Annotated in this window: 23 protein-coding genes; 8 read left to right on the top strand and 15 right to left on the bottom strand. The window is 61.2% G+C overall.

The features are described 5' to 3' along the window. The first annotated feature begins 25 nt into the window (after positions 1–25). From infB to ACQ4LH_RS18885, 7 genes are all read left to right on the top strand, one after another. Positions 26–2,521, top strand: coding sequence for a translation initiation factor IF-2 (infB, locus tag ACQ4LH_RS18915; protein ID WP_430698613.1), 2,496 nt, complete (start codon positions 26–28; stop codon positions 2,519–2,521). Between the two features lie 108 nt (positions 2,522–2,629). Next, on the top strand, positions 2,630–3,034 hold the full coding sequence (gene rbfA, locus ACQ4LH_RS18910) for a 30S ribosome-binding factor RbfA (RefSeq protein ID WP_275961683.1): 405 nt from the start codon (positions 2,630–2,632) through the stop codon (positions 3,032–3,034). Between the two features lie 4 nt (positions 3,035–3,038). Next, complete coding sequence (gene truB, locus ACQ4LH_RS18905; protein WP_275961682.1) at positions 3,039–3,956, top strand: tRNA pseudouridine(55) synthase TruB; 918 nt, start codon at positions 3,039–3,041, stop codon at positions 3,954–3,956. A 151-nt stretch (positions 3,957–4,107) separates the two neighbouring features. Then, the gene (rpsO, locus tag ACQ4LH_RS18900; RefSeq protein ID WP_275961681.1) at positions 4,108–4,377 is read left to right on the top strand and encodes a 30S ribosomal protein S15; all 270 of its coding nucleotides are present in this window, start codon (positions 4,108–4,110) and stop codon (positions 4,375–4,377) included. 212 nt (positions 4,378–4,589) lie between these two features. Further along, entirely contained in the window at positions 4,590–6,695 is a 2,106-nt protein-coding gene (gene pnp, locus ACQ4LH_RS18895) for a polyribonucleotide nucleotidyltransferase (RefSeq protein ID WP_430698612.1), read from the top strand. Between the two features lie 297 nt (positions 6,696–6,992). Continuing rightward, positions 6,993–7,361 (top strand): BON domain-containing protein, encoded by a 369-nt coding sequence (locus ACQ4LH_RS18890; RefSeq protein WP_430698611.1) that lies wholly within the window; start codon positions 6,993–6,995, stop codon positions 7,359–7,361. A 64-nt stretch (positions 7,362–7,425) separates the two neighbouring features. After that, positions 7,426–7,623, top strand: a complete 198-nt coding sequence (locus ACQ4LH_RS18885) for a CsbD family protein (protein WP_305594391.1) — start codon at positions 7,426–7,428, stop codon at positions 7,621–7,623. Between the two features lie 64 nt (positions 7,624–7,687). Here ACQ4LH_RS18885 and ACQ4LH_RS18880 read toward each other — a convergent pair whose 3' ends face one another. From ACQ4LH_RS18880 to ACQ4LH_RS18835, 10 genes are all read right to left on the bottom strand, one after another. Next, positions 7,688–7,978: a DUF2845 domain-containing protein gene (locus ACQ4LH_RS18880; RefSeq protein WP_170049074.1), complete on the bottom strand. Its 291-nt coding sequence runs from the start codon at positions 7,976–7,978 to the stop codon at positions 7,688–7,690. A 44-nt stretch (positions 7,979–8,022) separates the two neighbouring features. Next, on the bottom strand, positions 8,023–8,322 hold the full coding sequence (locus tag ACQ4LH_RS18875; protein ID WP_430698609.1) for a DUF2845 domain-containing protein: 300 nt from the start codon (positions 8,320–8,322) through the stop codon (positions 8,023–8,025). A 3-nt stretch (positions 8,323–8,325) separates the two neighbouring features. Next, the gene (locus ACQ4LH_RS18870; protein WP_430698608.1) at positions 8,326–8,622 is read right to left on the bottom strand and encodes a DUF2845 domain-containing protein; all 297 of its coding nucleotides are present in this window, start codon (positions 8,620–8,622) and stop codon (positions 8,326–8,328) included. Between the two features lie 12 nt (positions 8,623–8,634). Next, positions 8,635–11,646 carry a DUF748 domain-containing protein gene (locus tag ACQ4LH_RS18865; protein ID WP_430698607.1) on the bottom strand — a complete coding sequence of 1,004 codons (3,012 nt, stop codon included), beginning with the start codon at positions 11,644–11,646 and terminating at the stop codon, positions 8,635–8,637. A 102-nt stretch (positions 11,647–11,748) separates the two neighbouring features. Beyond that, positions 11,749–12,765 carry a class I SAM-dependent rRNA methyltransferase gene (locus ACQ4LH_RS18860; protein ID WP_430698606.1) on the bottom strand — a complete coding sequence of 339 codons (1,017 nt, stop codon included), beginning with the start codon at positions 12,763–12,765 and terminating at the stop codon, positions 11,749–11,751. A gap of 119 nt (positions 12,766–12,884) precedes the next feature. After that, complete coding sequence (locus ACQ4LH_RS18855; protein ID WP_430698605.1) at positions 12,885–13,337, bottom strand: phage infection protein; 453 nt, start codon at positions 13,335–13,337, stop codon at positions 12,885–12,887. Positions 13,338–13,514: 177 nt separating this feature from the next. After that, positions 13,515–14,696 (bottom strand): acetyl-CoA C-acetyltransferase, encoded by a 1,182-nt coding sequence (locus ACQ4LH_RS18850; protein ID WP_430698603.1) that lies wholly within the window; start codon positions 14,694–14,696, stop codon positions 13,515–13,517. 95 nt (positions 14,697–14,791) lie between these two features. Further along, positions 14,792–15,670 (bottom strand): oxygenase MpaB family protein, encoded by an 879-nt coding sequence (locus ACQ4LH_RS18845; RefSeq protein WP_430698602.1) that lies wholly within the window; start codon positions 15,668–15,670, stop codon positions 14,792–14,794. A gap of 52 nt (positions 15,671–15,722) precedes the next feature. Further along, on the bottom strand, positions 15,723–17,660 hold the full coding sequence (gene acs, locus ACQ4LH_RS18840; RefSeq protein WP_430698600.1) for an acetate--CoA ligase: 1,938 nt from the start codon (positions 17,658–17,660) through the stop codon (positions 15,723–15,725). 79 nt (positions 17,661–17,739) lie between these two features. Beyond that, positions 17,740–18,849, bottom strand: a complete 1,110-nt coding sequence (locus tag ACQ4LH_RS18835; protein WP_430698599.1) for a DJ-1/PfpI family protein — start codon at positions 18,847–18,849, stop codon at positions 17,740–17,742. A gap of 124 nt (positions 18,850–18,973) precedes the next feature. On the opposite strand from ACQ4LH_RS18835, the gene ACQ4LH_RS18830 reads away from it, so the two are divergent. Further along, positions 18,974–19,978, top strand: coding sequence for a GlxA family transcriptional regulator (locus ACQ4LH_RS18830; RefSeq protein ID WP_430698598.1), 1,005 nt, complete (start codon positions 18,974–18,976; stop codon positions 19,976–19,978). Between the two features lie 6 nt (positions 19,979–19,984). Here ACQ4LH_RS18830 and pgi read toward each other — a convergent pair whose 3' ends face one another. The 5 genes from pgi to ACQ4LH_RS18805 all read right to left on the bottom strand — a co-directional run bounded on the left by pgi (position 19,985) and on the right by ACQ4LH_RS18805 (position 25,619). Beyond that, positions 19,985–21,649: a glucose-6-phosphate isomerase gene (gene pgi / locus ACQ4LH_RS18825; protein WP_430698597.1), complete on the bottom strand. Its 1,665-nt coding sequence runs from the start codon at positions 21,647–21,649 to the stop codon at positions 19,985–19,987. Between the two features lie 172 nt (positions 21,650–21,821). Further along, the gene (gene panC, locus ACQ4LH_RS18820) at positions 21,822–22,682 is read right to left on the bottom strand and encodes a pantoate--beta-alanine ligase (protein ID WP_430698596.1); all 861 of its coding nucleotides are present in this window, start codon (positions 22,680–22,682) and stop codon (positions 21,822–21,824) included. After that, a complete protein-coding gene (gene panB / locus ACQ4LH_RS18815) occupies positions 22,679–23,479 on the bottom strand; it encodes a 3-methyl-2-oxobutanoate hydroxymethyltransferase (RefSeq protein ID WP_430698595.1) in 801 nt (266 codons plus the stop codon). The genes panC and panB overlap by 4 nt, the downstream gene beginning before the upstream one ends. A gap of 236 nt (positions 23,480–23,715) precedes the next feature. Further along, positions 23,716–24,216, bottom strand: coding sequence for a 2-amino-4-hydroxy-6-hydroxymethyldihydropteridine diphosphokinase (folK, locus tag ACQ4LH_RS18810; protein ID WP_430698594.1), 501 nt, complete (start codon positions 24,214–24,216; stop codon positions 23,716–23,718). Next, on the bottom strand, positions 24,213–25,619 hold the full coding sequence (locus ACQ4LH_RS18805; RefSeq protein ID WP_430698593.1) for a polynucleotide adenylyltransferase PcnB: 1,407 nt from the start codon (positions 25,617–25,619) through the stop codon (positions 24,213–24,215). Before ACQ4LH_RS18805 ends, folK begins: the two co-directional genes overlap by 4 nt. Positions 25,620–25,876 lie beyond the last annotated feature (257 nt).

Raw genomic sequence — 25,876 nt, 5'->3', positions numbered from 1 at the left:
AGTTGCGGCCTGAGGAGAGAAATGCATGACGCAAGTCACGGTTAAAGAACTGGCCCAAGTGGTCAATACACCGGTTGAACGCCTGCTACAGCAAATGAGTGAGGCAGGTTTGCCGCACAAGAGTGCTGAGCAAGCAGTGACTGACAGTGAGAAGCAGGCCCTGTTGGCCCACCTCAAGAGCAGTCACGGCGACAGTAAAACAGAAGAGCCGCGCAAGATTACCTTGCAGCGCAAAACTACCAGCACCCTGCGGGTTGCCGGTAGCAAGACCATCAGCGTCGAAGTGCGTAAGAAGAAGACCTTCGTCAAGCGCAGCGCTGAAGAGATCGAAGCTGAGAAGCAGCGTGAGCTGGCTGAACAGCGCGCTGTAGCTGATGCTGCCAAGGCCAAGGCTGAAGAAGAAGCCAAGCGTCGCGCCGCAGAAGATGCACAGCGCCCGGCCTCTGCCCCCGTTGCTGGCGAAGCAGTGGTTCAAGCAGCTCCGGCTGTAGCGGTTGAGCTGCCGGTAATGGCTGCTCCTGCGGCAGACGAGCGCAAGAAAGATGAGCCGCGTCGCCCCGATAAAGCGCGTAATGATGATGCCGATCGTCGTGGTGGTGAGCGCAAGACCACCCAGCATCGTCCGAGCGTCAAGGAAAAGGCTCCGGCTCCACGTGTTGCTCCGCGCACCATTGACGAGGAAAGCGACAGCTTCCGTCGTGGCGGTCGTGGCAAGGCCAAGCTGAAGAAGCGTAATGCTCACGGCTTCCAGAGCCCAACGGGTCCGATCGTGCGTGAAGTGAAGATCGGCGAAACCATCACTGTGGGCGATCTGGCTCAGCAGATGTCGGTCAAAGCCGCTGAAATCATCAAGTTCATGTTCAAGCTGGGTACCCCTGCGACTATCAACCAGGTTCTGGATCAGGAAACTGCCCAACTGGTTGCTGAGGAGCTGGGCCACAAGGTCACCCTGGTCAGCGACACGGCTCTGGAAGACTCCCTGGCTGAGTCGCTGAAGTTCGAAGGCGAGACCTTTGCCCGTGCGCCGGTTGTTACCGTAATGGGTCACGTTGACCACGGTAAGACCTCGCTGCTCGACTACATTCGTCGTGCCAAGGTTGCTGCTGGCGAAGCCGGTGGTATCACTCAGCATATCGGTGCCTACCACGTAGAAACCGAGCGCGGCATGGTTACCTTCCTCGACACTCCGGGCCACGCCGCGTTTACCGCGATGCGTGCCCGTGGTGCCAAGGCGACCGATATCGTGATCCTGGTGGTTGCAGCGGACGACGGCGTGATGCCGCAGACCATTGAAGCTGTTCAGCATGCCAAGGCTGCTGGCGTTCCGCTGGTTGTTGCGGTGAACAAGATCGACAAGCCAGGTGCTGACCTTGATCGCATTCGTAGCGAACTGTCGGTACACGGCGTGACTTCGGAAGAGTGGGGCGGTGAAACGCCGTTCGTCTCTGTGTCGGCGAAAGTCGGTACCGGTGTCGACGAGCTGCTCGAAGCCGTACTGCTGCAAGCCGAGATCCTCGAGCTGAAAGCCACTCCATCGGCCCCAGGTCGTGGTGTTGTGGTTGAGTCGCGCCTTGATAAAGGCCGCGGTCCGGTTGCTACCGTACTGGTTCAAGACGGTACCCTGCGTCAAGGCGACATGGTGCTGATCGGTTCCAACTTCGGTCGTATCCGCGCCATGCTCGATGAGAACGGCAAGCCGATCAAAGAAGCTGGTCCGTCGATCCCAGTCGAGATTCTCGGCCTGGACGGCACTCCGGATGCTGGCGACGACATGAGCGTACTGGCTGACGAGAAGAAAGCCCGCGAAGTTGCGCTGTTCCGTCAAGGCAAGTTCCGCGAAGTGAAACTGGCCCGTGCTCACGCCGGCAAGCTGGAAAACATCTTCGAGAACATGGGCCAGGAAGAGAAGAAGACGCTCAACATCGTCCTCAAATCCGACGTCCGTGGTTCGCTGGAAGCGCTGCAAGGCTCGCTCGGCGGCCTGGGTAACGATGAAGTGCAAGTGCGTGTGGTCGGTGGCGGCGTCGGTGGTATCACCGAATCCGATGCCAACCTGGCGCTGGCCTCCAACGCTGTACTGTTCGGCTTCAACGTGCGTGCCGATGCTGGTGCGCGCAAGATCGTCGAGCAGGAAGGTCTGGATATGCGTTACTACAACGTGATCTACGACATCATCGAAGACGTCAAGAAAGCCCTGACCGGCATGCTCGGCAGCGATGTTCGCGAGAACATCCTGGGTATCGCCGAAGTGCGTGACGTATTCCGTTCGCCGAAGTTCGGTGCGATTGCCGGTTGTATGGTGGTCGAGGGTACGGTCTTCCGTAACCGTCCGATCCGCGTACTGCGCGACGACGTGGTGATCTTCGAAGGCGAGCTGGAATCCCTGCGTCGCTTCAAAGACGATGCCTCCGAAGTGCGTAACGGCATGGAGTGCGGTATCGGCGTGAAGAGCTACAACGACGTCAAGGTCGGCGACAAGATCGAAGTGTTCGAGAAAGTCCAAGTGGCTCGTAGCCTGTAAGCACGAGTCGCAACACGCAGCGCCCGGCCCCGCTTTTGCGCGGCCGGGCGTTTGCCGCTTTTAGGTCCGCTGCTTTTTCGAGCAGTGTGACGAGTGAAGGTAGTAGAAATGGCCAAAGAATTTAGCCGGGCCCAGCGCATCGGCGACCAGATACAGCGCGAACTGGCGCAGTTGATCCGCTTGGAAATCAAAGATCCGCGTCTTGGCGGCCTGGTGACCATCACTGCGGTGGAAGTTAGCCGCGACTCCAGCCATGCCAAGGTGTTCGTCACCATCATGGGTGGTGAGCCGGAAGAAGGTGTCGATCCCGTCGTGCAGAGCATCAAGGTGCTCAACGATGCCAGCGGCTTCCTGCGTATGCAGTTGGGCAAGGCAATGAAGCTGCGCAGCGTGCCGAACCTGCGTTTCCATTACGACGAAAGCGTGATTCGCGGTGCGCAGCTGTCGGCACTGATCGAGCGTGCAGTCAGCGAAGATCGTCAGCACGGTGATGAACCCGAGGCCAAGGAGTAAGCGCGTGGCCCAGGTCAAACGTATTCGTCGTGCCGTCGATGGCATCATCCTGCTGGATAAGCCCAAGGGCTTTAGCTCCAACGCCGCCTTGCAGAAGGTGCGCTGGTTGCTGAATGCCGAGAAGGCTGGGCACACCGGCAGCCTCGATCCCTTGGCCACTGGCGTATTACCGCTGTGCTTCGGTGAGGCGACCAAGTTCTCCCAGTACCTGCTGGATGCCGACAAAGGCTACGAAACCCTGATGCAACTGGGCGTCACCACCACCACTGCGGATGCTGAAGGCGAAGTGCTGGAGCGTCGTCCGGTGACCGTTGGTCGCGCCGATATCGAAGCGGTTCTACCCGGTTTTCGTGGTGAAATCAGCCAGATACCGCCAATGTACTCGGCGCTCAAGCGCGACGGGCAGCCACTTTACAAGCTGGCCCGTGCCGGTGAAGTAGTGGAGCGCGAGCCGCGTTCTGTTACTATTGCGCGCCTGGAATTACTGGGCTGTGAGGCGGAGCAAGCGCGCCTGGCGGTCGATTGCAGCAAAGGCACTTATATCCGCACCCTGGTCGAAGACATTGGCCACCTGCTGGGTTGCGGTGCACACGTTGCAGAGCTGCGCAGAACCAAAGCCGGCCCCTTCGACTTGAGCCGCACCGTAACGCTCGAAGAGCTGGAGCGGGTGCATGGCGAAGGTGGCAACGAGGCCGTTGACCAGTTCCTGCAACCGGTCGACAGCGGCCTGCAACACTGGCCGCTGCTGCAGTTCTCCGAGCACAGTTCGTTTTACTGGCTGCAAGGGCAGCCGGTACGCGCCCCGGAAGCGCCGAAGTTCGGCATGGTACGGGTGCAAGATCACAATGGTCGCTTTATCGGTATCGGTGAAGTGAGCGAAGACGGGCGCATTGCGCCGCGTCGATTGATTCGGTCGGCATGACCGTAGCGCAGGCAGGGGGTTTCGGCTCTGGTCTGCGTGTATCGAGGGTGGCTGTTAATAGGCGCGGTCATACCTCACTTAAAAACACGGGAAGCGATTCCCGGCCTATTGCGACTGTTTCGGCAGTTGCCTAACTGAGAGGATTGCCCACATGGCACTCAGCGTTGAAGAAAAAGCCCAAATCGTAACTGACTACCAGCAAGCTGCTGGCGACACCGGTAGCCCGGAAGTGCAAGTTGCACTGCTGTCCGCCAACATCAACAAGCTGCAAGGCCACTTCAAGGCCAACGGTAAAGACCACCACTCGCGTCGTGGCCTGATCCGTATGGTTAACCAGCGTCGTAAGCTGCTGGATTACCTGAAGGGCAAGGATGTTAGTCGTTACAGCGCCCTGATCGGTCGCCTGGGTCTGCGTCGCTAAGCAATGCTTACGCGTAGCTGACTGCCGAAGCTGGAAGTGGGGTTTGCCCCTGCTTCCAGCTTTTGCTTTTCTGCTTTAGCTGTTTTGGACGATAGCGGGTCCGATTCCCGTCACCGCCCACACATTCTGCAAGACCCGTTTGTTCACGTTGACGTGATAGAACGGTTGCAAGAAACGCTTTCCCCAAGGGCAACAAAGAGAAGGAAAACACCGTGAACCCGGTAATCAAGAAGTTCCAGTTCGGTCAATCGACCGTTACCCTCGAGACAGGCCGTATCGCCCGTCAAGCCTCCGGCGCAGTACTGGTCACCGTTGACGACGACGTCGCTGTACTGGTCGCCGTAACCGGCGCCAAGACTGCCGACCCAAGCAAGGGCTTTTTCCCGCTGTCCGTGCACTATCAGGAAAAAACCTACGCAGCCGGCAAGATCCCTGGCGGTTTCTTCAAGCGTGAAGCACGCCCTTCCGAAAAAGAAACCCTGACCTCGCGTCTGATCGACCGTCCGATCCGTCCGCTGTTCCCAGAAGGTTTCCAGAACGAAGTGCAGGTTATCTGCACCGTGATCTCCACCAGCAAGAAGACCGATCCGGACATCGCTGCGATGATCGGTACCTCGGCTGCGCTGGCCATCTCCGGCATTCCGTTCAACGGCCCGATCGGTGCCGCGCGCGTAGCCTTCCACCCGGAAACCGGCTACCTGCTGAACCCGACTTACGAGCAACTCAAGGCCTCGAGCCTGGACATGGTCGTAGCCGGTACCAAAGACGCCGTACTGATGGTTGAATCGGAAGCCAAAGAGCTGACCGAAGACCAGATGCTGGGCGCTGTACTGTTCGCCCACGACGAATTCCAGGTTGTGATTCAAGCCGTTGCCGAGCTGGCCGCCGAAGCCGCTAAGCCGACTTGGGACTGGCAGCCAAAAGCTGAGAACACTGCACTGCTGAGCGCTATCCGTAGCGAATTCGGTGAGGCGATTTCCCAGGCTTACACCATCACCGTCAAGCACGAGCGTTATGCCCGTCTGGGCGAGCTGCGCAATGAAATCGTTGCCAAGTTCTCCGGTGAAGAAGGCCAGCCGTCTGCTGGTGAAGTGAAAGACGCTTTCGGCGAAATCGAATACCGCACCGTGCGCGAGAACATCGTCAACGGCAAACCGCGTATCGATGGCCGTGACACTCGCACCGTGCGTGGCTTGAACATCGAAGTCGGTGTACTGGCCAAGACCCACGGTTCGGCGCTGTTCACCCGTGGCGAAACTCAGGCTCTGGTAGTCGCTACCCTCGGTACCGCGCGCGACGCTCAGCTGCTCGACACCCTCGAAGGCGAGCGCAAAGACCCCTTTATGCTGCACTACAACTTCCCGCCGTACTCGGTGGGCGAGTGTGGTCGTATGGGCGCTACTGGTCGCCGCGAAATCGGTCACGGCCGTCTGGCCCGTCGTTCGGTTCAGGCCATGCTGCCAGCTGCCGACGTGTTCCCGTACACCATTCGTGTGGTGTCGGAAATCACCGAGTCCAACGGTTCCAGCTCCATGGCTTCGGTTTGCGGCGCATCCCTGGCCCTGATGGACGCCGGTGTACCGATGAAGGCACCGGTTGCCGGTATCGCCATGGGTCTGGTTAAGGAAGGCGATAAATTCGCTGTTCTGACCGACATCCTCGGCGACGAAGACCACCTGGGCGACATGGACTTCAAAGTAGCCGGTACCGCCAATGGCGTCACCGCGCTGCAGATGGACATCAAGATCCAGGGCATCACTGAAGAGATCATGGAAATCGCCCTGAATCAGGCGCTGGAAGCACGCCTGAACATTCTCGGTCAGATGAACAAGATCATCGCAACCTCGCGCACCGAGTTGTCGGCTAACGCCCCAACCATGATCGCGATGAAGATCGACCAGGACAAGATTCGCGACGTAATCGGCAAAGGTGGTGCAACCATCCGCGCTATCTGCGAAGAAACCAAGGCCTCGATCGATATCGAAGACGACGGTTCGATCAAGATCTTCGGCGAAACCAAGGAAGCGGCCGAGGCTGCGCGTCAGCGCGTACTGGGCATCACCGCGGAAGCCGAGATCGGCAAGATCTACGTCGGCAAGGTTGAGCGCATCGTCGACTTCGGCGCATTCGTTAACATCCTGCCGGGCAAAGACGGTCTGGTGCACATCTCCATGCTGAGCGACGCTCGCGTTGAGAAGGTGACTGACATTCTGAAAGAAGGTCAGGAAGTTGAAGTTCTGGTACTGGACGTGGACAACCGCGGCCGTATCAAGCTGTCGATCAAAGATGTAGCTGCTGCTAAGGCGTCGGGCGTTTAATCGCCGCGTCGCTTAACAGCAGAAAAGAGGGCCCTCCGGGGCCCTCTTTTTTTGCCTGTAGATAAAGCGTTTAGCCTCGTCGTCCATAGCGGCCGCAGCTGTCGTGCAATATGCCTTGCTCGGTTGGCCCTAGCATGCAGATTGCACGGCGCATGATGTTTTCTTATTTTAGTAAGTCGTTGATATTTAAAGATTAAATTATTAAATAGAGGTTGGCACAGCGCTTGCGATAGTACTGGGGAGGCTGCAGCTCGTAGTGGCTTGCAGATTGTTCAGTACACGCAGGAGGCATTACCTATGAAAAAGCCAATCAAGCATTTCGCAGTAACCGCCATGACCGCCACCGCACTGGGCCTGTTGCTCGCCGGGCCGGTTCTGGCTGCTGGCACCCCGACTGTGCAGCCAATCATGCTGGCCGCCAGTGAAACGATGGATAAAGCAGAAGATGCGGTAACCGACACCTGGATTACCAGCAAAGTGAAGTCGACCTTCCTGGCCGATGACAGCTTGAGCGGTATCGATATCAAGGTCGAAACCAATAAGGGTGTTGTTACGCTCTCCGGGGTTGTTGCCAGCTCCGCCGAACGTGATCTGGCCATTGCCAAGGCAGGCGAGATCAAAGGCGTCACTGCCGTATCTGCTGAAGCGTTGAAAACCGCTCAGTAATCCATGGATGCGAGCCAGGCGAGCTAACTCCGTCTGGCCGCCACTCAACGACGAGGACAAACAGATGAATGCTGACGTAATCAAAGGCAAGTGGAAGCAAATCAATGGCCGCATCAAGGAACGTTGGGGCAACCTGACCGATGACGACCTGGACGTCGCCGAAGGCCATAGCGAGTACCTGGCCGGCAAGCTGCAAGAGCGCTACGGCTGGACCAAGGAAAAGGCTCAGGACGAGCTGCGTGATTTCAGCAGCAAGCTGTAATCAGGCGTAAAAAAGCCCCGCAGGCATAACCTGCGGGGCTTTTTTGTGGTTCTTCTGGAAGGGCTTAGCTGCCGCGTTTACTTTCCACGCTCTTCAGGCGGCCGCCTTCGAACCTCAAGTAGTAGTTCATGCCGTTACGCGGGCCATAGACCCACTCCTCGACGAGAAACTCGTTATTGCCGTGGGCATCCAGGGTGTAGCCCAGCATGTCGCGGGCAATCGGTTCGCCACATTTGCTGGCGACCTCTGTGGTGCGGTCGCCGGTGCTGGCGATGCCTTTCTCGCAGCGCAGGGTGCTGGCCTGGGCGCTGGTTGCCAGAAGCAGCAGGGAGAGGCTGAGTGCTATCCGTTGCATGGTGCAATGTCCTTATCGTTGGTTTGGGTGAGTGCTGGGTGTTGCTAGTTACGGCGTTTGCTGTCGATCTTGATTAGTCGATTGCCTTGGAAGCGCAGAAATTGGTACATGCCGTTACGCGGTCCGTATGACCACTCTTCGACCGCGACTTCATTGTAGAAACCGTATTCATCCAGCACTTCGCGGTAGCCGAGAAAGTCACGACTCAGTGGTTCGCCGCATTTGCTGCTGACTTCGCTGGTGGTGTCATCAAGGCTGACCAGCCCGCTGTCGCAGCGCAGGGTTGAAGATGCCTGCACGCACAAGGGCGCAAACACCAGCAGAGCAGTAATCAGTCGTTTCATCGGTTAGCGACTACGACGCCGTTCGATGGCGCGCAGGCGCGTGCCTTCGAAGGTGAGAATGCTCAACATGCCGTTATGCGGGCCGTAGACCCATTCCTCTATCTGGTATTCGCGGCGCTCGTTTGGGCCGAGGGAGTAGCCGACCAGGTCGCGGAAGGCCGGTTCGCCGCATTTCTGCAGCACCTCGAAGCGCCGGTCATCCAGGCTTACCAATTGGCTGCCGCAGCGCAAAGTCTCAGCCTGAGCCAGAGACGATGCGCCCGTCAGGGCAAGGAGCAGCGTTGTAGCCAATGCACGCATATTACGAAGACCTTACTCGCTGCCGAGATGCAGGGTGGTGGCGACGCGGCCATCGGCGTCAGCCTGTGCAATATTGACATCCAACAGGTAGATGCGTTCGTCGGCCAGGCCGCCGCGCTCGACCAGATAACTCTTAATTTCTGCCGCCCGCGCCTGGGCCAGCTGCCGCTGCAGCAGTTCGCTCTGCGCCCAGGATTGCAGCACGCCTTCGCGCATTTTCGCGCTGCGCTCCTCGTCTTCTAATTCGGCCCACTCGGCTGGTGGCTGTTGCTTGAGGCGGGTGCGGTAGATGCCTTCGAGCAGCACCGCTTTGTCGTCCTCATCTACTACCAGCTCACTGGCTTCGGCAGGCACATCATCGCCACGGCGTTGCAGCATCTTGTACCAGGTGTTCTGGTATTCGCGCTCCAGGCGCGCAGCAGCCAGTGGTGGGCCGTCGCTGCTCTGCGCGCTCATGCCTTCGACTTCCAGGCGCAGGGTCGGACGCTCCTTCAAGGCGCTGGCCAGGGTGTCCAGGGCCTTCTGTGCGTCACCGTCGAGTTCGCTGTCGCCGGCATTGAAGCGCACGGTGCTGAGGTCAACGTCACTGCCGCCGCTGACCAGGCCGCCGATAAATTTGAACGGTGCCTGCGCGGCGCGTAGTACCAGGTTGCGCAGGGTCTGCCAGACGATGGGCATAACGCTGAACTGCGGGCTGTTAAGGTCGCCCTGCACGGGCAGCTGGATGCTGATATTGCCGTCGGTGTCTTTGAGCAGGGCAATGGCCAGGCGGATTGGCAGGTCCATGGCGTCCTTGCTGTCGACTTTCTCGCCCAGCTGCAGGTCTTCCAGTAGCAGTTTGTTCTCGGCGTTGAGCTGACCCTTCTCGATCTGGTAATGCAGGTCGAGGTTGAGGCGGCCCTTGCGGATGCGGAAACCGGCGAACTTGCCGGAGTAGGGCGTAAGGGTGGTCAGCTCGACATTCTTGAAGCTGGTGGCGATATCCAGGCTGTTCATCGGGTCGAACGGCGTGAGCTTGCCCTTGATGCTGACGGGCGCGTACTTGTCGACCTTGCCCTGAATATCGACGCTGGCGGTTTTCGGACTCTGGTTGTCGAGTGTGCCGATCTGGCCGTTGAGTTGCTGAATAGCCGTGGCGAAGTTGGGCGTCAGGCTGAAGTCGGCAAAGTTCGCCGAGCCGTCCTTGATGCTGATACCGCCGATGCGCATCGGCAGCGGTTTACTTGCCGCAGCGGGCTTGGCGTTGGCCTCTTCCGGCTGTGGAATCATCAGGTCGTTGATATTGGTGGTGAGGTCTTCGTTGATGATAAAGCGCACATAAGGCTGCTGCAGTTTGACCTGGCCGATCACCAGGCCCTTGCCGTGTTGATAGTCGATCCCTTCCACCAGCACTTGCTGCCATTTGAGGAAGTCGCGGTCCTTGAGCGTGTCGAGGGTATGCAGCTGGCTGATCTCTGCTTGCCCGCCAATGCTGAAGGCCAGTGGTTCGACGCTCTGCAGATCCACCGCCAGGTCGCTGCCGAGCTTGCCGCTGCGCAGTTCCAGGCGTACGAAGGGGCTCAGGTAGGTCTGCGCCAGGCGCAGGTCGATATCGCGGGTGGCAACCTGCAGCTTGGCAGTGGTCGGGGTCAGTTGCACCTGGCCGTCGGCCTTGATCTGCCCGGTCTTGTTCACTCCGGTGTCGAGCTTGAGAGCGAAGGGCGAGGTGCCCAGGCTGTCGAAGTCGTTTAGATCAAGGTTGAGTGGTGCCAGGTCGATTTTGACTTCCGCACCGCCGGCGCGGTCGGCCAGATGCACCTGATAGTCGCGCAATTGCACGTCACGCAGGATTACCTGCCAGGGTTTGCTGGGCTCTTCTGGCTGGCCTGCAGTGGCGGTTTCCAGGTCAGCGGATTGCTCCGCAGTAGTCGGCTCGGTTGGCTCTTTTACCGGCTCGGCTTCTGTTGCTGCCGAGCCTGCGCCACCCTCATTTGGAGCTGGAGCTGGAGCTGGAGCTGGAGCTGGAGTCGGTTTGGCGGGTTGGCTGGCGAGCAGCTTCTGCCAGTCGAGCTGGCCATCGGCCTCGCGCGCGGCCCAGGTTTCCAGCTTCTGACTCCGAATCTTGCCAACGATGACCTGTTGCTTGGCCAGGTCCACGCTGGTTTCGCTGATATCCAGGCTTTCCAGGCGCAGCAGCGGTTTGTCCGCCGGGCTCTTGATGGCAAAGCTGCTGAGGCTGAGCTGGGTGTTGCTCAGTAGCAGTTCGGTGCCTTTGGCCAAGTTCAGGCTGTAGTCGCTGTTGAGGTTAACGATGCCGTCTTCCAGAACCAGCGGCACCGCATCGCGGACGTAGGGCCACACGCCTTTCAGCTTGCCGTCCGTGAGTTTCAGATTGCCGCTGGAGCTGATCGGTACCAGGCTGATGCGTCCGGTCCAGTCAAGGCGTCCGCCTTGCGGGCCGGTAGCGACCAGGCTCATGTCGGCATTGTCGTCTGGCAGGGTGCTGAGGTTGAACAGCTCGAAGTTGAGGTCGTCGTAAATAAACTCGATCGGCTCGCTCGGGCGCAGGTCCTGAAAGTGCACGTTGCCGCCGCTCAGTTTGATCCGCGCGATACGCAGCGGGAACGGCTCGCCTGCTGGTTCTTCGACCGCAGGCTCGGCGCTAGGCGGGACGTTGAACAGCTGGGTCAGGTTAAGTCGGCCGTCCTTGCCGAACAGCACTTCGCTGTGCGGTTTGTCCAACTCGATATCAGCCAGGTGCAATACGCCGCTCCACAGGCTGTCGAGTTGCAGATTGACATACAGGCGTTCGAAGGCGATCTGCTGCTGCTCGGGCTCGCCAATCTGCAGGCCCCAGAGGCTGAGCTCCAGACTGAACGGATTGAGTTGCAGGCGTTGCAGTGTGGCGGGTACTTCGGCGTATTGCGCCAGCTGCTGGTTGGCGATGCGCAAACCGATACCGGGCAGAATCAGAAAGCCCAGCAGGCTGTAGAGGGCAACGGCGATGGCAATGGCGCTGGCAGCGCGCTTTATTCCTTTAAGCATAAAAACGTCATCTATCCCGACGAGAAGTGCCTTGGAGTATGGCACGCGTGTGCAGTTCCGCAGAGGCTCTGCGTGGGGATTTTCTGCGAACTTCTGCGGGGATCAGAACTGCAGGATCAGGGTTTTCAGTGGTGGCTGGCCATCCTGCGAGGGGAAGTCACTGGCCGGTGGCAGCACCTGGCAATCGCGCACCGGGCGGCCGAGCTTTTCCGCGCAGCGCAGCACCTGTTCGCGCCAATCTGCCATGGCGACTTTTGCCAGGTTGTTGCAGCAGATCAGCACGCCATCATCTGCGGTGGCGAGAATCGCCGGCTTGAGCAGGCTCTGGTAATCGCGCAGCAGATCGACGGTGCCGAAAGCGCTCTTGGCCCAGGCGGGCGGGTCGAGCAGCACCAGATCGAACTGACGCTGCTCAAGGCGCGCATAGTGCGGCAACTTCTGCCCGCGACGGGCGTTGATCGGCAGGCCCGCCAGTTGGCGAATCGCCGGGAAGTAGTCCGATTGCACAAACTGCATGGGTTGCAGCTGCGGATTGAGCTGACCATTCTCGCGACCGACCGTCAGATTTCCCTCGGCAAAATCCAGATTAAGTACCTCGCTGGCCCCTCCGGCAGCTGCACTCAAACCCACGCCACAGGTGTAGGCGAACAGGTTGAGCACCGATTTACCGGCACTGTGCGCTTTGACCCAGCCGCGGGCGTTGCGCAGGTCAAGAAACAGCAGCGGGTCTTGTCCAGCATGGCGGCCGCGTACGCGGTAATTGAGGCCCCATTCATGGCCGATCAGATCTTCCAGTGCAGCAGGCTCTGACTGGTAGACCGCATCAGTGCGGTCGATCCGCGAGTTGCCCTGTGAGCGGTCGTTGTAGACCAGTAGCAGTTGTGTGCCGAGGCTGGCCTGGCACTGTTCGGCCAATAGCAGCAGCTCGTCACGACTCAGGCTCTGGTGGAAGCTCTGTACCAGTAATTGCGGGCCATAACGGTCGATGGTCAGGCCGCCGGCACCTTCCTGGCTGCCATGGAACAGGCGATAGCAGTCGGTGCCCTGTTGCTGCAGTTCGGCCAACAGGTCTTGACGGTTAAGCAGTGCGGCGCGCAGCGCCTGATCGAGGGAGGGCATGCGCGGCGACTCGAAAAAGGAGGGTGCGCAGTTTATCAAGATTCACCTGCCGGGACGCAGGCTCGGCAGAAACAGCAAGGGCACCCGAAGGTGCCCTTTAATTTGCGAGTGTTATTTGATCAGACGATGCGGTTAACGCCAGTGCGATCGGCACCATCAGCAGCGATACGGTTAACGCCAGTGCGGTCAGCGCCATCAGCAGCGATGCGGTTGCGGCCAGTACGGTCGGCACCATCAGCAGCGATACTGTTAACGCCAGTGCGGTCAGCGCCATCAGCAGCGATGCGGTTAACGCCGGTACGATCAGCGCCATCGGCAGCGATGCGGTTAACGCCGGTACGATCAGCGCCGTCAGCAGCGATGCGGTTAACGCCGGTACGGTCAGCACCATCAGCAGCGATACGGTTGCGACCGGTGCGGTCGGCGCCGTCAGCAGCTACGCGGTTACCGCCGGTACGATCGGCACCGTCTTCGGCGATGCGGTTGCTCAGGGTGCGTTCTGCGCCGTCTGCGGCAAAAACATTGCTGGCCAGGCTGGCGGCAAGCAGGGAAGCGATCAGGTACTTGTTCATCTGGGTGTCCTCGGAAGAGTGGGTAAGTGGCTACGGGGCTAATGTTGCGCCGCAGCCCGACTCTTGAGAAACGCAGGCGGTCAATAGCAATCATCATTGTTGTCGATGGTAAATAAAAAAGCCGGTCCCCTGATTGATGGGAACCGGCTTTTTTGTCGCTATAGCTGAGCGGTGTTATCAGGCCCGTTCGATCGCCAGTGCCACGCCCTGGCCGCCGCCGATACACAGGGTGGCCAGGCCTTTCTTGGCGTCGCGCTTGATCATCTCGTGCAGCAGTGTCACCAGCACGCGGCAGCCAGAGCCGCCAATCGGGTGGCCGAGGGCGATTGCGCCGCCGTTGACATTGACCTTGCTGGCGTCCCAATTCAGCTCTTTGCCCACTGCCAAGGCTTGTGCGGCGAAGGCTTCGTTGGCTTCGATCAGGTCGAGGTCAGCCAGGTTCCAGCCGGCCTTGGCCAGGCAACGCTGGGTGGCGCTGACCGGGCCGATGCCCATGATCGCCGGGTCGACGCCGGCATTGGCGTAGCTGGCGATCTTCGCCAGTACCGGCAGGCCGAGGGTCTGGGCTTTTGCAGCGCTCATCAGCAGCACGGCGGAAGCACCGTCGTTGAGGCTGGAGGCGTTGCCGGCGGTGACGCTGCCGTCTTTCTTGAACGCGGGCTTGAGTTTGCCCAGGGATTCGGCGGTCGTGCCGGCGCGCGGCTGTTCGTCAGTGGCGAAGGCCAGTGGCTCGCCTTTGCGCTGCGGAATCATGATCGGGGTGATTTCATCGACAAAGCGCCCGGCCTCGATAGCAGCCACGGCTTTTTGCTGCGAGGCGGCGGCGAAGGCATCCTGGGCTTCGCGGCTGATGTTGTATTTCTCCACCAAATTCTCGGCGGTGATGCCCATGTGGTAGTCGTTGAAGGCATCCCACAGGCCGTCGGTGATCATGGTGTCGACCAGCTTGGCGTGACCCATGCGCAGGCCGGTGCGCGCGCCGGGCATAACGTAGGGCGCCAGGCTCATGTTTTCCATACCGCCGGCGATGATCACCTCGGCGTCGCCGCAGCGGATTGCCTGGGCACCGAGGTGCAGGGCTTTCAGGCCCGAGCCGCAGACCTTGTTCAGGGTCAGCGCTGGCACGGCGTGCGGCAGGCCGGCGAGGATCACCGCCTGCCGCGCCGGGTTCTGCCCGCTGCCTGCGGTGAGTACCTGGCCGAGGATCACTTCGTCGACCTGCGCGCCGTCCAGGCCGGTTTGTTCCAGCAGGCGGCGGATTACCGCTGCACCCAGTTCCGGTGCCGGGATATTCGCCAGCGCACCCTGAAAGCTGCCGATGGCGGTGCGGGTGGCGGCAACGATGACGACGTCTTGCATAACGCGATCCTCACAAGTAACAGGCGCGGCGGGCCGCGAGAGGTCGCTATGGTGGCACAGCGGCTTTGTTCACGGCCAGCGCGCGAACCGGCCGGTCAGCCGCGTGGCGGCAGGTTCAGACGCCGACGTGCACGGTGAATGGCGCCGCCGCGTACCGCCCAGCGCAGCACGGGGGCCAGGCTGTGTACACCGGCGTGGATCATCCGGCTGTGCGCCGGGCTGATCTGCTGGCCGAGCATCTCCTGCGCCCAAGCCGGCAGCAGGTCGATACCGGCCTGCATCAGCAGCTTGGCCGCCGGGGCGGCGAGTGCGCTGGGTGCCGGTGCGCCGAGCAGGATGCGCAGAATCTCCAGGGAGCGTCTATCGCAGAGCAATTCGGGGCGTACTGCCGCCAGATAGGCCGCGACTTCGGCGCGCGAACGCGGCACCTCGGTGGCACCCAGGCGTTCGGCGATCAAGGCGATTTCCGCGTAGTAGAGGTCCTGATCAGCCTCGCTCAGCTGCGGGTTGCGGTAGCGCAGGTGGGCCTGGAGAAAGCTGTGCACCTCGGCCACATGCACCCAGGTCAACAATGCCGGGTCACTGGCGGCATAGGCGCGGCCATTGGGGGCGGTGCCGCTGACCTTGAGGTGAATGGTTTTGACCTTGTCGATCAGCCAGTCGGCATCGGCGCGTGAGCCGTAGGTGGTGCCGGAAATAAACTGCCCGGTGCGACGCAGGCGACCGAGCAGGTCATCACGAAAATTCGAGTGGTCCCACACCCCGGCCAATGCCAACGGATGCAGGGCTTGCAGCAGTAGGGCACTGATGCCGCCGATCAGCATGCTGGTGAAGTCGCCATGCACCTGCCAGCTCACCGAATCCGGGCCGAACAGGCCGGGGTCGCCCTGGGGCTTTTCAAAGTCGATCTGGCCGAGGGCGATACCGCTCAGGCTTAGGACTTGGCTTTCGATACGGCGGCGCAGGAATTCCATAGGGGCTCTGCAGGACGGCCATGTTTTGCGCATGGCTGTCCTACGTCTGGGTTCAGCGGTTCAGGCGTTGCTCGATCAACCCGTCCACCACAGTAGGGTCGGCCAGGGTCGAGGTGTCGCCCATATTTTCCAGCTCGTTGCAGGCGATCTTGCGCAGGATGCGCCGCATGATCTTGCCCGAACGGGTTTTCGGCAGGCCCGGTGCCCACTGGATCAGTTCGGGTTTGGCGAAGCTGCCGATTTCCTTACCGACCAGGGTCAGCAGTTCCTTCTTCAAGGCCTCGTTGAGCTCCACGCCGTTCATCGGCGTAACGAAGGCGTAGATGCCCTGGCCCTTGATGTCATGCGGGTAACCGACCACGGCGGCTTCGGCTACGGCGTCATGCAGCACCAGGGCGCTTTCCACTTCTGCGGTGCCTATGCGGTGACCGGAGACGTTGATCACGTCATCCACCCGGCCGGTGATCCAGTAGTAACCGTCCTCGTCGCGGCGCGCGCCGTCGCCGCTGAAGTAGTAACCGGGGTAGGGCTTGAGGTAGGTGTCGATCATCCGCTGATGGTCGCCGTAAACGCTGCGAATCTGGCTTGGCCAGCTGTCCTTGATCGCCAGTACGCCGCTACCGGCGCCATCAATCTCCTTGCCCTGTTCATCCAGCAGCACTGGCTGTACGCCGAAGAACGGCCGGGTTGCCGAACCGGGTTTGAGGTCGGTGGCGCCGGGCAGTGGGGTGATCAGGATGGCGCCGGTTTCAGTCTGCCACCAGGTGTCGACGATCGGGCAGCGGCGTTCGCCGACCACGTTGTAATACCACTCCCAGGCTTCCGGGTTGATCGGCTCGCCGACGCTGCCGAGCAGGCGTAGGCTGGTGCGTTCGGTGCATTCGACCGGACCAGTGCCCTCACGCATCAGCGCACGCAGGGCGGTGGGAGCGGTGTAGAAAATGTTCACCTGGTGCTTGTCGATCACCTGCCAGAAGCGCGAAGCCGTCGGGTAGTTGGGCACGCCTTCGAAGATCAGGCTGGTAGCGCCGTTGGCCAACGGACCGTAGACGATATAGCTGTGCCCGGTGACCCAGCCAACGTCGGCGGTGCACCAGTAAATATCGCCTTCGTGGTAGTCGAACACGTATTTGTGGGTCATCGCCGCCATCAGCAGATAGCCGCCGGTGCTATGCAGCACGCCTTTGGGTTTGCCGGTGGAGCCGGAGGTGTAAAGGATAAACAGCGGATCTTCGGCGTCCATTGGCTCCGGTGGGCAGTCGCCGTCGGCGTCGCGCAGGGCTTCGTGGTACCAGATATCGCGGCCTTCCACCCAGTCGATATCACCCTGGGTGCGTTCGACCACCACCACCGTGCTGACTGCCGGGCAGCTTTGCAGCGCCTTGTCGACATTGGCCTTGAGCGCCACGTACTTGCCGCCGCGCACGCCTTCATCGGCGGTAATCACCGTGTGGCAGTCGGAGTCCAGAATGCGGTCACGCAAAGCATCCGGTGAGAAGCCGCCGAACACCACCGAATGCACCGCGCCGATACGCGTGCAGGCGAGCATGGCGTAGGTGGCTTCGGGGATCATCGGCATATAGATGCACACCCGGTCGCCCTTTTTCACCCCACGGCTCTTCAGCACGTTGGCCAGGCGGCTGACGTTGTGGTGCAGCTTTTTGTAGGTGATATGCGCCGATTCGCTGGGGTTGTCGCCTTCCCAGATCAGCGCGATCTGCTCGCCGCGCTTTTCCAGGTGGCGGTCGATGCAGTTGTAGCTGACGTTCAGCTGGCCACCCTTGAACCAGGAGCCCTGGCCGCTGAGCAGATCACCCTGCTGCACGCTGGTCCAGGGTTTGCTCCAGTCGAGAAAGGCCTTGGCCTGTTCGGCCCAGAAGATTTCCGGCTGCTCAATCGACTGCTGGTAAAGACGCAGGTAGTCGTCGTTGTCCAGGTGGGCGCGTTGGCGCACGGCGTCGGGCACGGGGTGGCGGGTAATTTCGAACATGGCGGGTCCTTGTTGTTGTGTTCCGCAATGCCCGTAAGGGTGCACCCAAGCGGGTGCTTGGTTCAAGTGTTGTGGCCGCTCAAGGCGGCGAGACCGGCCCAAGGTAGGGGCTGGGGTATTCCAGCTGCAGGGCAACCAGGCGCGCAGTCGCGTGGCCGTGCCGGCTGGCGATATTCGCCAGGGCCTGCTGCAGGGCATGGCTCGCAGGCCCCTTGACGATGCTGAGGCTGTGCATACCCGGCTCGCTGTGCGCCTGGTCAGGGATCAGGCGCAGGCCGCTGCGTGTAACCAGCGGCGCGGTGGCGATGCTTAGCACCTGTGAGCGGTAGGTGCGCGCGTGGGCATCGGCGCTCAGGGCCAGGGCGATTTCGTCTATCCCAGTATGCACGGGGATGGCCAGGGTTTCATGGGCCCAGAACGCCAGCCAGTTGCCGGCCAGTGTCAGGTAGTCAGCGCGTTGCAGAGTGAAGGCGCGGCTATCGTGGGCGGCCGACCAGTCGGATAAACCCAGTTCATCGGCAAGCTGCTGCGCTCGTGTCGGCCCGGCAATGGCCTCGACCAGCGCCAGGGATACCGGCATGGCGGCGCTGACCCCCGAGCTGCTGATCATCGCGCCATCGACCACATAGCGGCGCTGCTCCAGCCATTGGGTTTGCGGGAATTGTGCATGGCGTTCGCTGGCCGAATACCAATGCCCGGTAGCGCGTCGTCCATTGAGCAGGCCAGCGTGGGCCAGGCTGAATACGCCGTCGCAGATGCCCAGCACAGTCGCGCCCTTGCTCGCCTGCGCGCGAATCCAGGTGAGCAGGCGTACATCATCGTTATGGTGAGTCGCCGCCACGATCAGGTAGTCGGCACCCTGCGGATAGCGTGCGTCGAACTCGGCTGTGCTGACATCGGCGGCAAAGTTCAGCGCTGGCAGCATCGTGATGGCGCCAGGCTCAGGGGCGACGGCCAGTACCTCGGCGATATCGGCGCGTTTGAGAACCCCGTAGGGCACCACGAAATCGACCAGTTCGGTCATGCGGTTCTCGCCCAGCACGGCAATCACCGGGCGTGCGCGGCCGTGGCGGGGCACATAGGCGGCGATGGCTTCGTCGGTTATCGGTGGCGGTGTCGCGGCAAGCAGGCCGTTTGTGTCGAACAATAGGCTAAGGCACAGGCTGAGCAGCAGAAGGCGAGTAGGCATGGGTGGTCTCCAGTCGAGGTTTGAGTCTCGCCTGGCTGTGCTTGGCAGTAATGCCATTCTTGAGTGAATATCTGCCAATGCCGCAGGCTCGCGCGCTTTTGAATAAGCGCCAAGGATGATTGAGATGCCCGAGTTGCCACTGTCGCCGCCCGCTGACCTGCAGGATGTACTGCTGCTGGTTTTCGACAACTTCCAGTTGCTCGATGCCAGTGGGCCGCTGGAAGTCTTTGCCGTGGTTAATGATCGTCTGGCGGCTGCCAGTTTGCCGCCGCGCTATCGCCTGCGTCTGGTTTCGCAGCACGGCGGCGAGGTGCGTGCTTCGGCGGGTGTGGTGTTACTGACCGAGCCATTGCCGTCGGTTGCGCAACTGGCTGGGGCGACGCTGTTAGTGGCCGGTGGTTTTGGCGTGATGCAGGCGCTGGCTGGCGGGCAGTTGGCCGCCTGGTTGCGGCAGGCCGCCGAGCAGTTGGCGCGCTGTTGTTCGGTGTGCACCGGGGCATTTCTGTTGGGCCAGGCGGGGCTGTTGGATGGCCGTATGGCGGTTACCCATTGGCGCTATGTCGAGCTGCTGCAGCGCAGCTTTGCGCGCATCGAGGTATGCGCCGACGCGCTGTTTATCAAGGATGGCAACTGCTACAGCTCGGCCGGCGTGACCGCCGGGATTGATCTGTGTCTGGCGCTGGTCGAGGAAGACTGCGGTCCGGCAATGGCCTTGGACGTAGCCAAGGATTTGGTGCTGCCACTCAGGCGCAGCGGCGGGCAACGCCAGTTCAGCGCCGAGTTGCTGGCGCAGACCGGGGCGCCCGGCGGCCTGGCAGCAAGCCTCAAGCAATGGCTGCAGCCCAGGCTGCAACAGCGGCTGGATAACGAGGCAATGGCAGCGGGGCTGGCGCTGTCGGTGCGCACATTGCACCGCCGTTGCCGTGAGGAGCTGCAGATGACGCCGGGGCATTATCTGCAGCAGCTGCGCCTGGAGGCAGCCTGCCGCCAGTTGGAGCAGGGCGCACGCTCACTCAAGCGCGTGGCTGAGCAGTGCGGCTTTGTTTCGCTGTACAACCTGCGGCGCTGTTTCAGCCAGCATCTGGGGGTTACCCCAGATGAGTATCGTCAGCGCTTCTGCCGCTACTAAGCCCGATTAGCCGCGATGACGTTCGCGGAAGTGCTGGATCAGGCCCTGCGTCGAAGCATCGCTGGCCGGTGTGTCGAGCTGGCCGGTCAGGCGCTGATAGACGCCCTGGCCCAGCTCCTTGCCCAGCTCAACGCCCCACTGGTCGAAGGCGTTGATGCCCCAGATGGCGCTCTGCACAAACACCTTGTGTTCATACAGCGCGACCAGCGCGCCGAGGCCGAACGGGTCAACGCGGTTGAGCGCGAGGATATTGCTCGGACGATTACCGGGAATCATCTTGTGCGGCGCCAGGCGCTGCACTTCTGCTTCATCCATGCCTTTTCCGCGTAGCTCGGCCTCAGCCTCGGCGCGGGTCTTGCCGTGCATCAGTGCCTGGCTCTGTGACAGGCAGTTGGCAAACAGCCACTGGTGGTGGTCGGCCAGCGGGCTGAAGCTGTTCACCGGCACTATAAAGTCCGCTGGGATCAGCTCGGTGCCCTGGTGCAACAACTGGTGGTAGGCATGCTGACCGTTGCAGCCAACGCCGCCCCAGATCACCGGACCGGTGTTGAACGTTACCGGACTGCCATCCTGGCGCACCGATTTACCGTTGGACTCCATATCCAACTGCTGCAAGTGCTTGGTGAAGTTACGCAGGTAGTGGTCGTAGGGCAGGATCGCCTGGCTTTTCGCACCCCAGAAGTTGCCGTACCAGATACCCAGCAGGGCCATCAGCACCGGCATGTTTTCGGCCAGCGGCGCCTGGGTAAAGTGCTGGTCCATGGAGTAGGCGCCGGCCAGCAGTTCCTTGAAGTTGGAGATGCCGATGGCCAGGGCGATTGGCAAGCCGATGGCCGACCACAGCGAATAACGCCCACCGACCCAGTCCCACATCGGGAAGATGTTTTCCGCCTTTATGCCGAAGTCGATGGCGGCAGTCGGGTTGCTGGTTACCGCAATAAAGTGTTTGTGCAGTTCGGCTTCCGGGCCGCCCAGAGCCAGGTACCAGTCGCGTGCGGCCAGGGCGTTCTTCAGGGTTTCCAGGGTGCCAAAGGATTTTGACGAGACAATAAACAGGGTGGTCTGCGGGTTCAGGCGCGCAGTCAGCTCACGGAATTCGCTGCCGTCGATATTGGCCAGGTAATGGCAGCGCACGCCGCGTTGGGTGAAGGGCCGTAGCGCTTCGGAAACCAGTTGCGGGCCGAGGAACGAACCGCCGATGCCGATATTCACCACCTCGGTGATTGGCTTGTCGCTGTAGCCGCGCCACAGCCCGCTGTGAATGCGGCTGACCAGCTCGGTCATCTGATTGAGCACGCGATGGACTTGTGGGATCAGGTCGACGCCGTCGAGCTCCAGGCGTCGGCCAATCGGGCTGCGCAGGGCTGTGTGCAGGGCAGCGCGGCCTTCGGAAGCATTGACCTGCTCGCCGCTGAACAGGGCGTTGATGGACTCCGGCAGGCCGGCCTGTTCGGCCAGTTGCACCAGCAGGTTCAGGGCCTTTTCGTCGATCAGGTTCTTCGAGTAATCCAGCAACAGGCCGCAGCTGCTCAGGGAGAAGCGATTGAACCGTTGCGGATCGCTGGCAAAGGCCTCACGCATGCTGAAGTCGTTCATCTGCTCGCGCTGCTCGCGTAGCGCCTGCCAGGCGGGCAGGGTGGTGACGTCATGCGGTTGCTGGTAATAGGCCATTGGTGCGTGTTCCTTTCCTGTGTGCGTCCAATCAATCATGCAAAAAGGCCCGGAGTGATCCGGGCCTGGAGTGTAGCTGGTAGGTGCGGCTGGCGAACCTGCCCAAGTAGACCCCTGAAAACCGTCTGGGTTGCCGCGCCGGTGTTTGCAGTGGTCTGTCAGTGCCTGTTGATCAGGCTGGAGTATCGAGGTCGAAGGCCAGGTTGTCGATCAGCCGGGTGCTGCCAATAAAGGCGGCCACCAGAATCACCAGCTGACGATCATCGGCGGTGGCCTGGCGCAGGCTGTTCGATTCGCGTACTTCCAGGTAGTCCGGGCGAAAACCGGCGGCGCTGTGTTGCTGCTGCGCTGCTGCAACCAGCGTGGCGTAGTCGCGTTCGCCGGCGCGGATCGCTGCGGCCATCTCCTGCAGTGAACGGTACAGCACGGGCGCTGCTTCACGCTGTTCGGCGTTCAGGTAGCCGTTGCGCGAGGACAGCGCCAGGCCGTCTTCGGCGCGTACGGTGGGCTCGCCGATAATCTGGATCGGCATATTCAGGTCACGCACCAGGGTGCGGATTACTGCCAGTTGCTGGAAATCCTTCTGGCCGAAGATCGCCAGATCCGGCTGCACCATATTGAACAGCTTGCTCACCACGGTGGCGACGCCTTCGAAGTGCCCAGGGCGACTTGCGCCGCACAGGCCTTCGGAAACGCCCGGTACGCTGACGCGGGTCTGGCCGTCCATGCCGTGCGGGTAGATTTCCTCGACATCCGGAGTAAACAGCAGGTGGCAACCGGCTTCGACCAGTTTTTCCTGGTCGGCGAGCAGGGTGCGTGGGTATTTGTCGAGGTCTTCGCTGGGGCCGAATTGCAATGGATTGACGAAGATGCTGGCGACCACGAAGTCAGCGCGCTGGACGGCTTTCTCCACCAGTGCGGCGTGGCCGGCGTGCAGGTTGCCCATGGTCGGCACGAAGGCGATCTGTTTGCCTTCGGCGCGTGCCTGGGCGACAGCGGCGCGCAATTCGCGCACGCTTTTAACTGTGTTCATGCAGAAAATCCGTGTTCGGCTGCTGGGAAGCTCTGGTCTTTGACCGCTTTGACGTAGGCGCTGATGGCGTGCTGGATGCTGCTCTGGCCGGCCATAAAGTTCTTCACGAACTTCGGCGTGCGGCCGCTCAGCGACAGCCCAAGCATGTCGTGCAGTACCAGTACCTGGCCGTCGGTTGCGGCGCCGGCGCCGATGCCGATCACCGGGATTTTTACGGCTTGGCTAATTTCAGCAGCGAGCTCGCTGGGTACGCATTCGAGCAGCAGCATGGCGGCGCCGGCTTGCTCCAGGGCCATGGCGTCGGCACGCATCTGCCGCGCCTGAGACTCCTGACGCCCCTGCACTTTATAACCGCCGAGGATATTCACCGCCTGTGGGGTCAAACCCAGGTGGGCGCAAACCGGTACACCACGCTCGGCCAGTTGGCGAATCGGCTCGGCCAGCCAGGCCGCGCCTTCGAGCTTGACCATATGCGCGCCAGCCTGCATCAGAGCGGCACTGTTATTCAGGGTCTGCTCAATGGTGGCATAGGCCATAAACGGCAGGTCGGCGAGGATCAGCGCGCCCTGGTTGCCACGTTTGACGCTGGCAGTGTGGTACGCCATCTCGGCGACAGTGACGGGCAGCGTGCTGTCATGGCCTTGCAAGACCATGCCGAGGGAATCGCCCACCAGCAACACATCGACACCGGCCTGGCAGGCCGTCTGGGCGAACGTGGCGTCATAGCAGGTCAGCATGGCGATCTTCTCGCCGCTCTGCTTGAGGCTTTGCAGGGTGGTCAGGGTTACATCAGGCATGAAAACTGTCCTCACTCAGGCGTTCAGTCAGCAGTTGTGCTGCTTCAAGTTGGCCTGCATTGGCCTCGAATTGCACCGGTGCGGGGCAACGGGACGCCTATAGTCCTGATGGGGGGGCTCGAAGTCAATTGCAGGTGTTACCGGCCTGTTACTGGCGTTACCGCCAATGCACCTGCTGGCTGCCGAGGTTAGCGCTGCGACGGCTGCATGACCCGGTAGTCGAGATTGACCTGCTCTCAGGTCAGCTCTGCTTCGTTAAGGCGTTCCAGCCCGACAAAGGGGCATGCGCTAAGCAGCTCCGTCAGCGCGCGGCCATCCGGTAGCTGCAGCGCTGGAGCGATTTCCGCCAGCGGGTAGAGGACAAAGGCGCGGGCGTGCATATGGTAGTGCGGCACGGTCAGGCGTGGTTCATCCAGCAGGCGTTCGCCGAACAGCAGGATATCCAGGTCGAGGGTACGTGGCCCCCAGCGTTCGGCCTTGCGCGTGCGGCCCTGTTCCAGCTCGATGGTTTGCAGAGCATCAAGCAGGGCTAGTGGGCTGAGTTCGGTCTCCAGCGCCGCCACGGCATTTACATAGCGCGGCTGGTCCGCCGGGCCGAGTGGGTCGCTGGCATAGAAGGAAGATTGGGCGATCAGGCGGGTGTGCGGCAGCGCGGCCAGGGCGGCCAGGGCGCTGCGCAGTTGGGCGAGCGGGGTGGCCAGGTTACTGCCCAGGCCGATATACACGCGCTCCATCATTCACTCGCGGCGGGGCTGCCGGCATCACTGGCTGGGCCGCGCTTGCGCTTGCTGTTGTTGCGCTTGCGCTTGCGTGGCCCGGCGGGGCCATCGTCCTTGCTGCTGAGGTCGCGGATCATATTGCGGCGCTCGCTATCGCTGACGTCCTGATAACGGGTCCACCACTCGCCGAGGCCGCCGGTTTCCTCGCCGGCGCTTTCACGCAGCAGAAGGAAATCGTAACCGGCGCGGAAACGTGGGTTTTCCAGCAGCATGTCGGCGCGTTTGCCGCTGCGGCGTGGCAGGCGTTCCTGCATATCCCAGATTTCGCGGATCGGCATGGTGAAGCGTTTGGGCACGGCGATGCGCTGGCATTGCTCGCTGATCAGCTCGTGAGCAGCTTCCTGCATGGCCGGGATCGGCGGCATGCCGCGATCCTGCAGCTTGATCACGCGGGCCGGCAGGGCTGGCCACAGCAGTGCAGCAAGGAGGAAGGCTGGAGTAACCGTCTTGCCTTGTTGAATGCGCTGGTCGGTGCTGTCCAGCGCATTACGGATCAACTGGTCGGTGTAGTCCGGGTTGAGTTTCAGCGCTTCGGCGCTGGCCGGGAACAGCTGGCCGAACAGGCCGTAATCCACCAGCAGCTCATAGGTGTAAACCGCGTAGCCGGCGAGGAACAGCTTGAGCACTTCATCGAACAGGCGCGCGGCGGGGATGCCACCGAGCAGCGGAGCCAGCTTGTAGATCGGCGCGGCGCTGTGTTTCTCGATGTCGAAATCCAGCTTGGCGGCAAAACGCACCGCGCGCAGCATGCGCACTGGGTCTTCCTGGTAGCGCTGGGTCGGGTCACCGATCAGGCGGATCAGGTGATTGCGGATGTCGTGTACGCCATTGGCGTAATCGAGAATACGCTCGGTGCTTGGGTCGTAATACAGAGCATTGATGGTGAAGTCGCGGCGCTGGGCGTCGTCTTCCAGGCTGCCATACACGTTGTCACGCAGGATGCGCCCGCTCTCGTTGCGCGAGGACAGGTTGCTGTTCTCTTCCTCATCGCCTTCGGGATGATTGGCGCGGAAGGTGGCGACTTCGATGATCTCGCGGCCGAAATGCACGTGGACCAGCTTGAAGCGCCGACCGATTACCCGGGCGTTACGGAACTCGGCACGCACCTGTTCCGGTGTGGCGCTGGTGGCCACGTCGAAATCCTTGGGGTCGATATCCAGCAGCAGGTCGCGCACACAGCCACCAACCAGATACGCCTGGTAGCCGGCCTGTTGCAGGCGTTCGACCACGCTGATGGCGTAGCGGCTGATTTCACCGCGCTCGATAGGGTGCTGGCTGCTGCTCAGCACTTCGGGCGTGCTGTGCGAGTGTTTGCCACGGCGGATGGGGGTACGGAAGGACTTGAACAGCTTTTTCAGCATGGGAGGCACTGTTTGACTAAATGACTGGCCAGAGTATATGCCGGCCGCAGGAATGGCGCGGATTCTAGCATTGAGTCGGGGTTTGATGCAGGAAACGGCGGGAGACTGCTGCAGGCGGGGANGTTTGAAGCTACTGGGGGAGCCGAAGCTNCCCCCCCAAATTGGKGSGKGCTCTTTTTTTWTTWTTATGGSGGGSTTGTTKTTTTTTTTTTTTTTTCCCTTTCCTCCCCCTCTCTTTTATACAACTCCCCGCCCCC

It is taken from the genome of Pseudomonas peli, assembly GCF_050563605.1.
Lineage (GTDB): Bacteria > Pseudomonadota > Gammaproteobacteria > Pseudomonadales > Pseudomonadaceae > Aquipseudomonas > Aquipseudomonas peli_A.
This window is presented reverse-complemented; position numbering and strand designations above follow the sequence as displayed.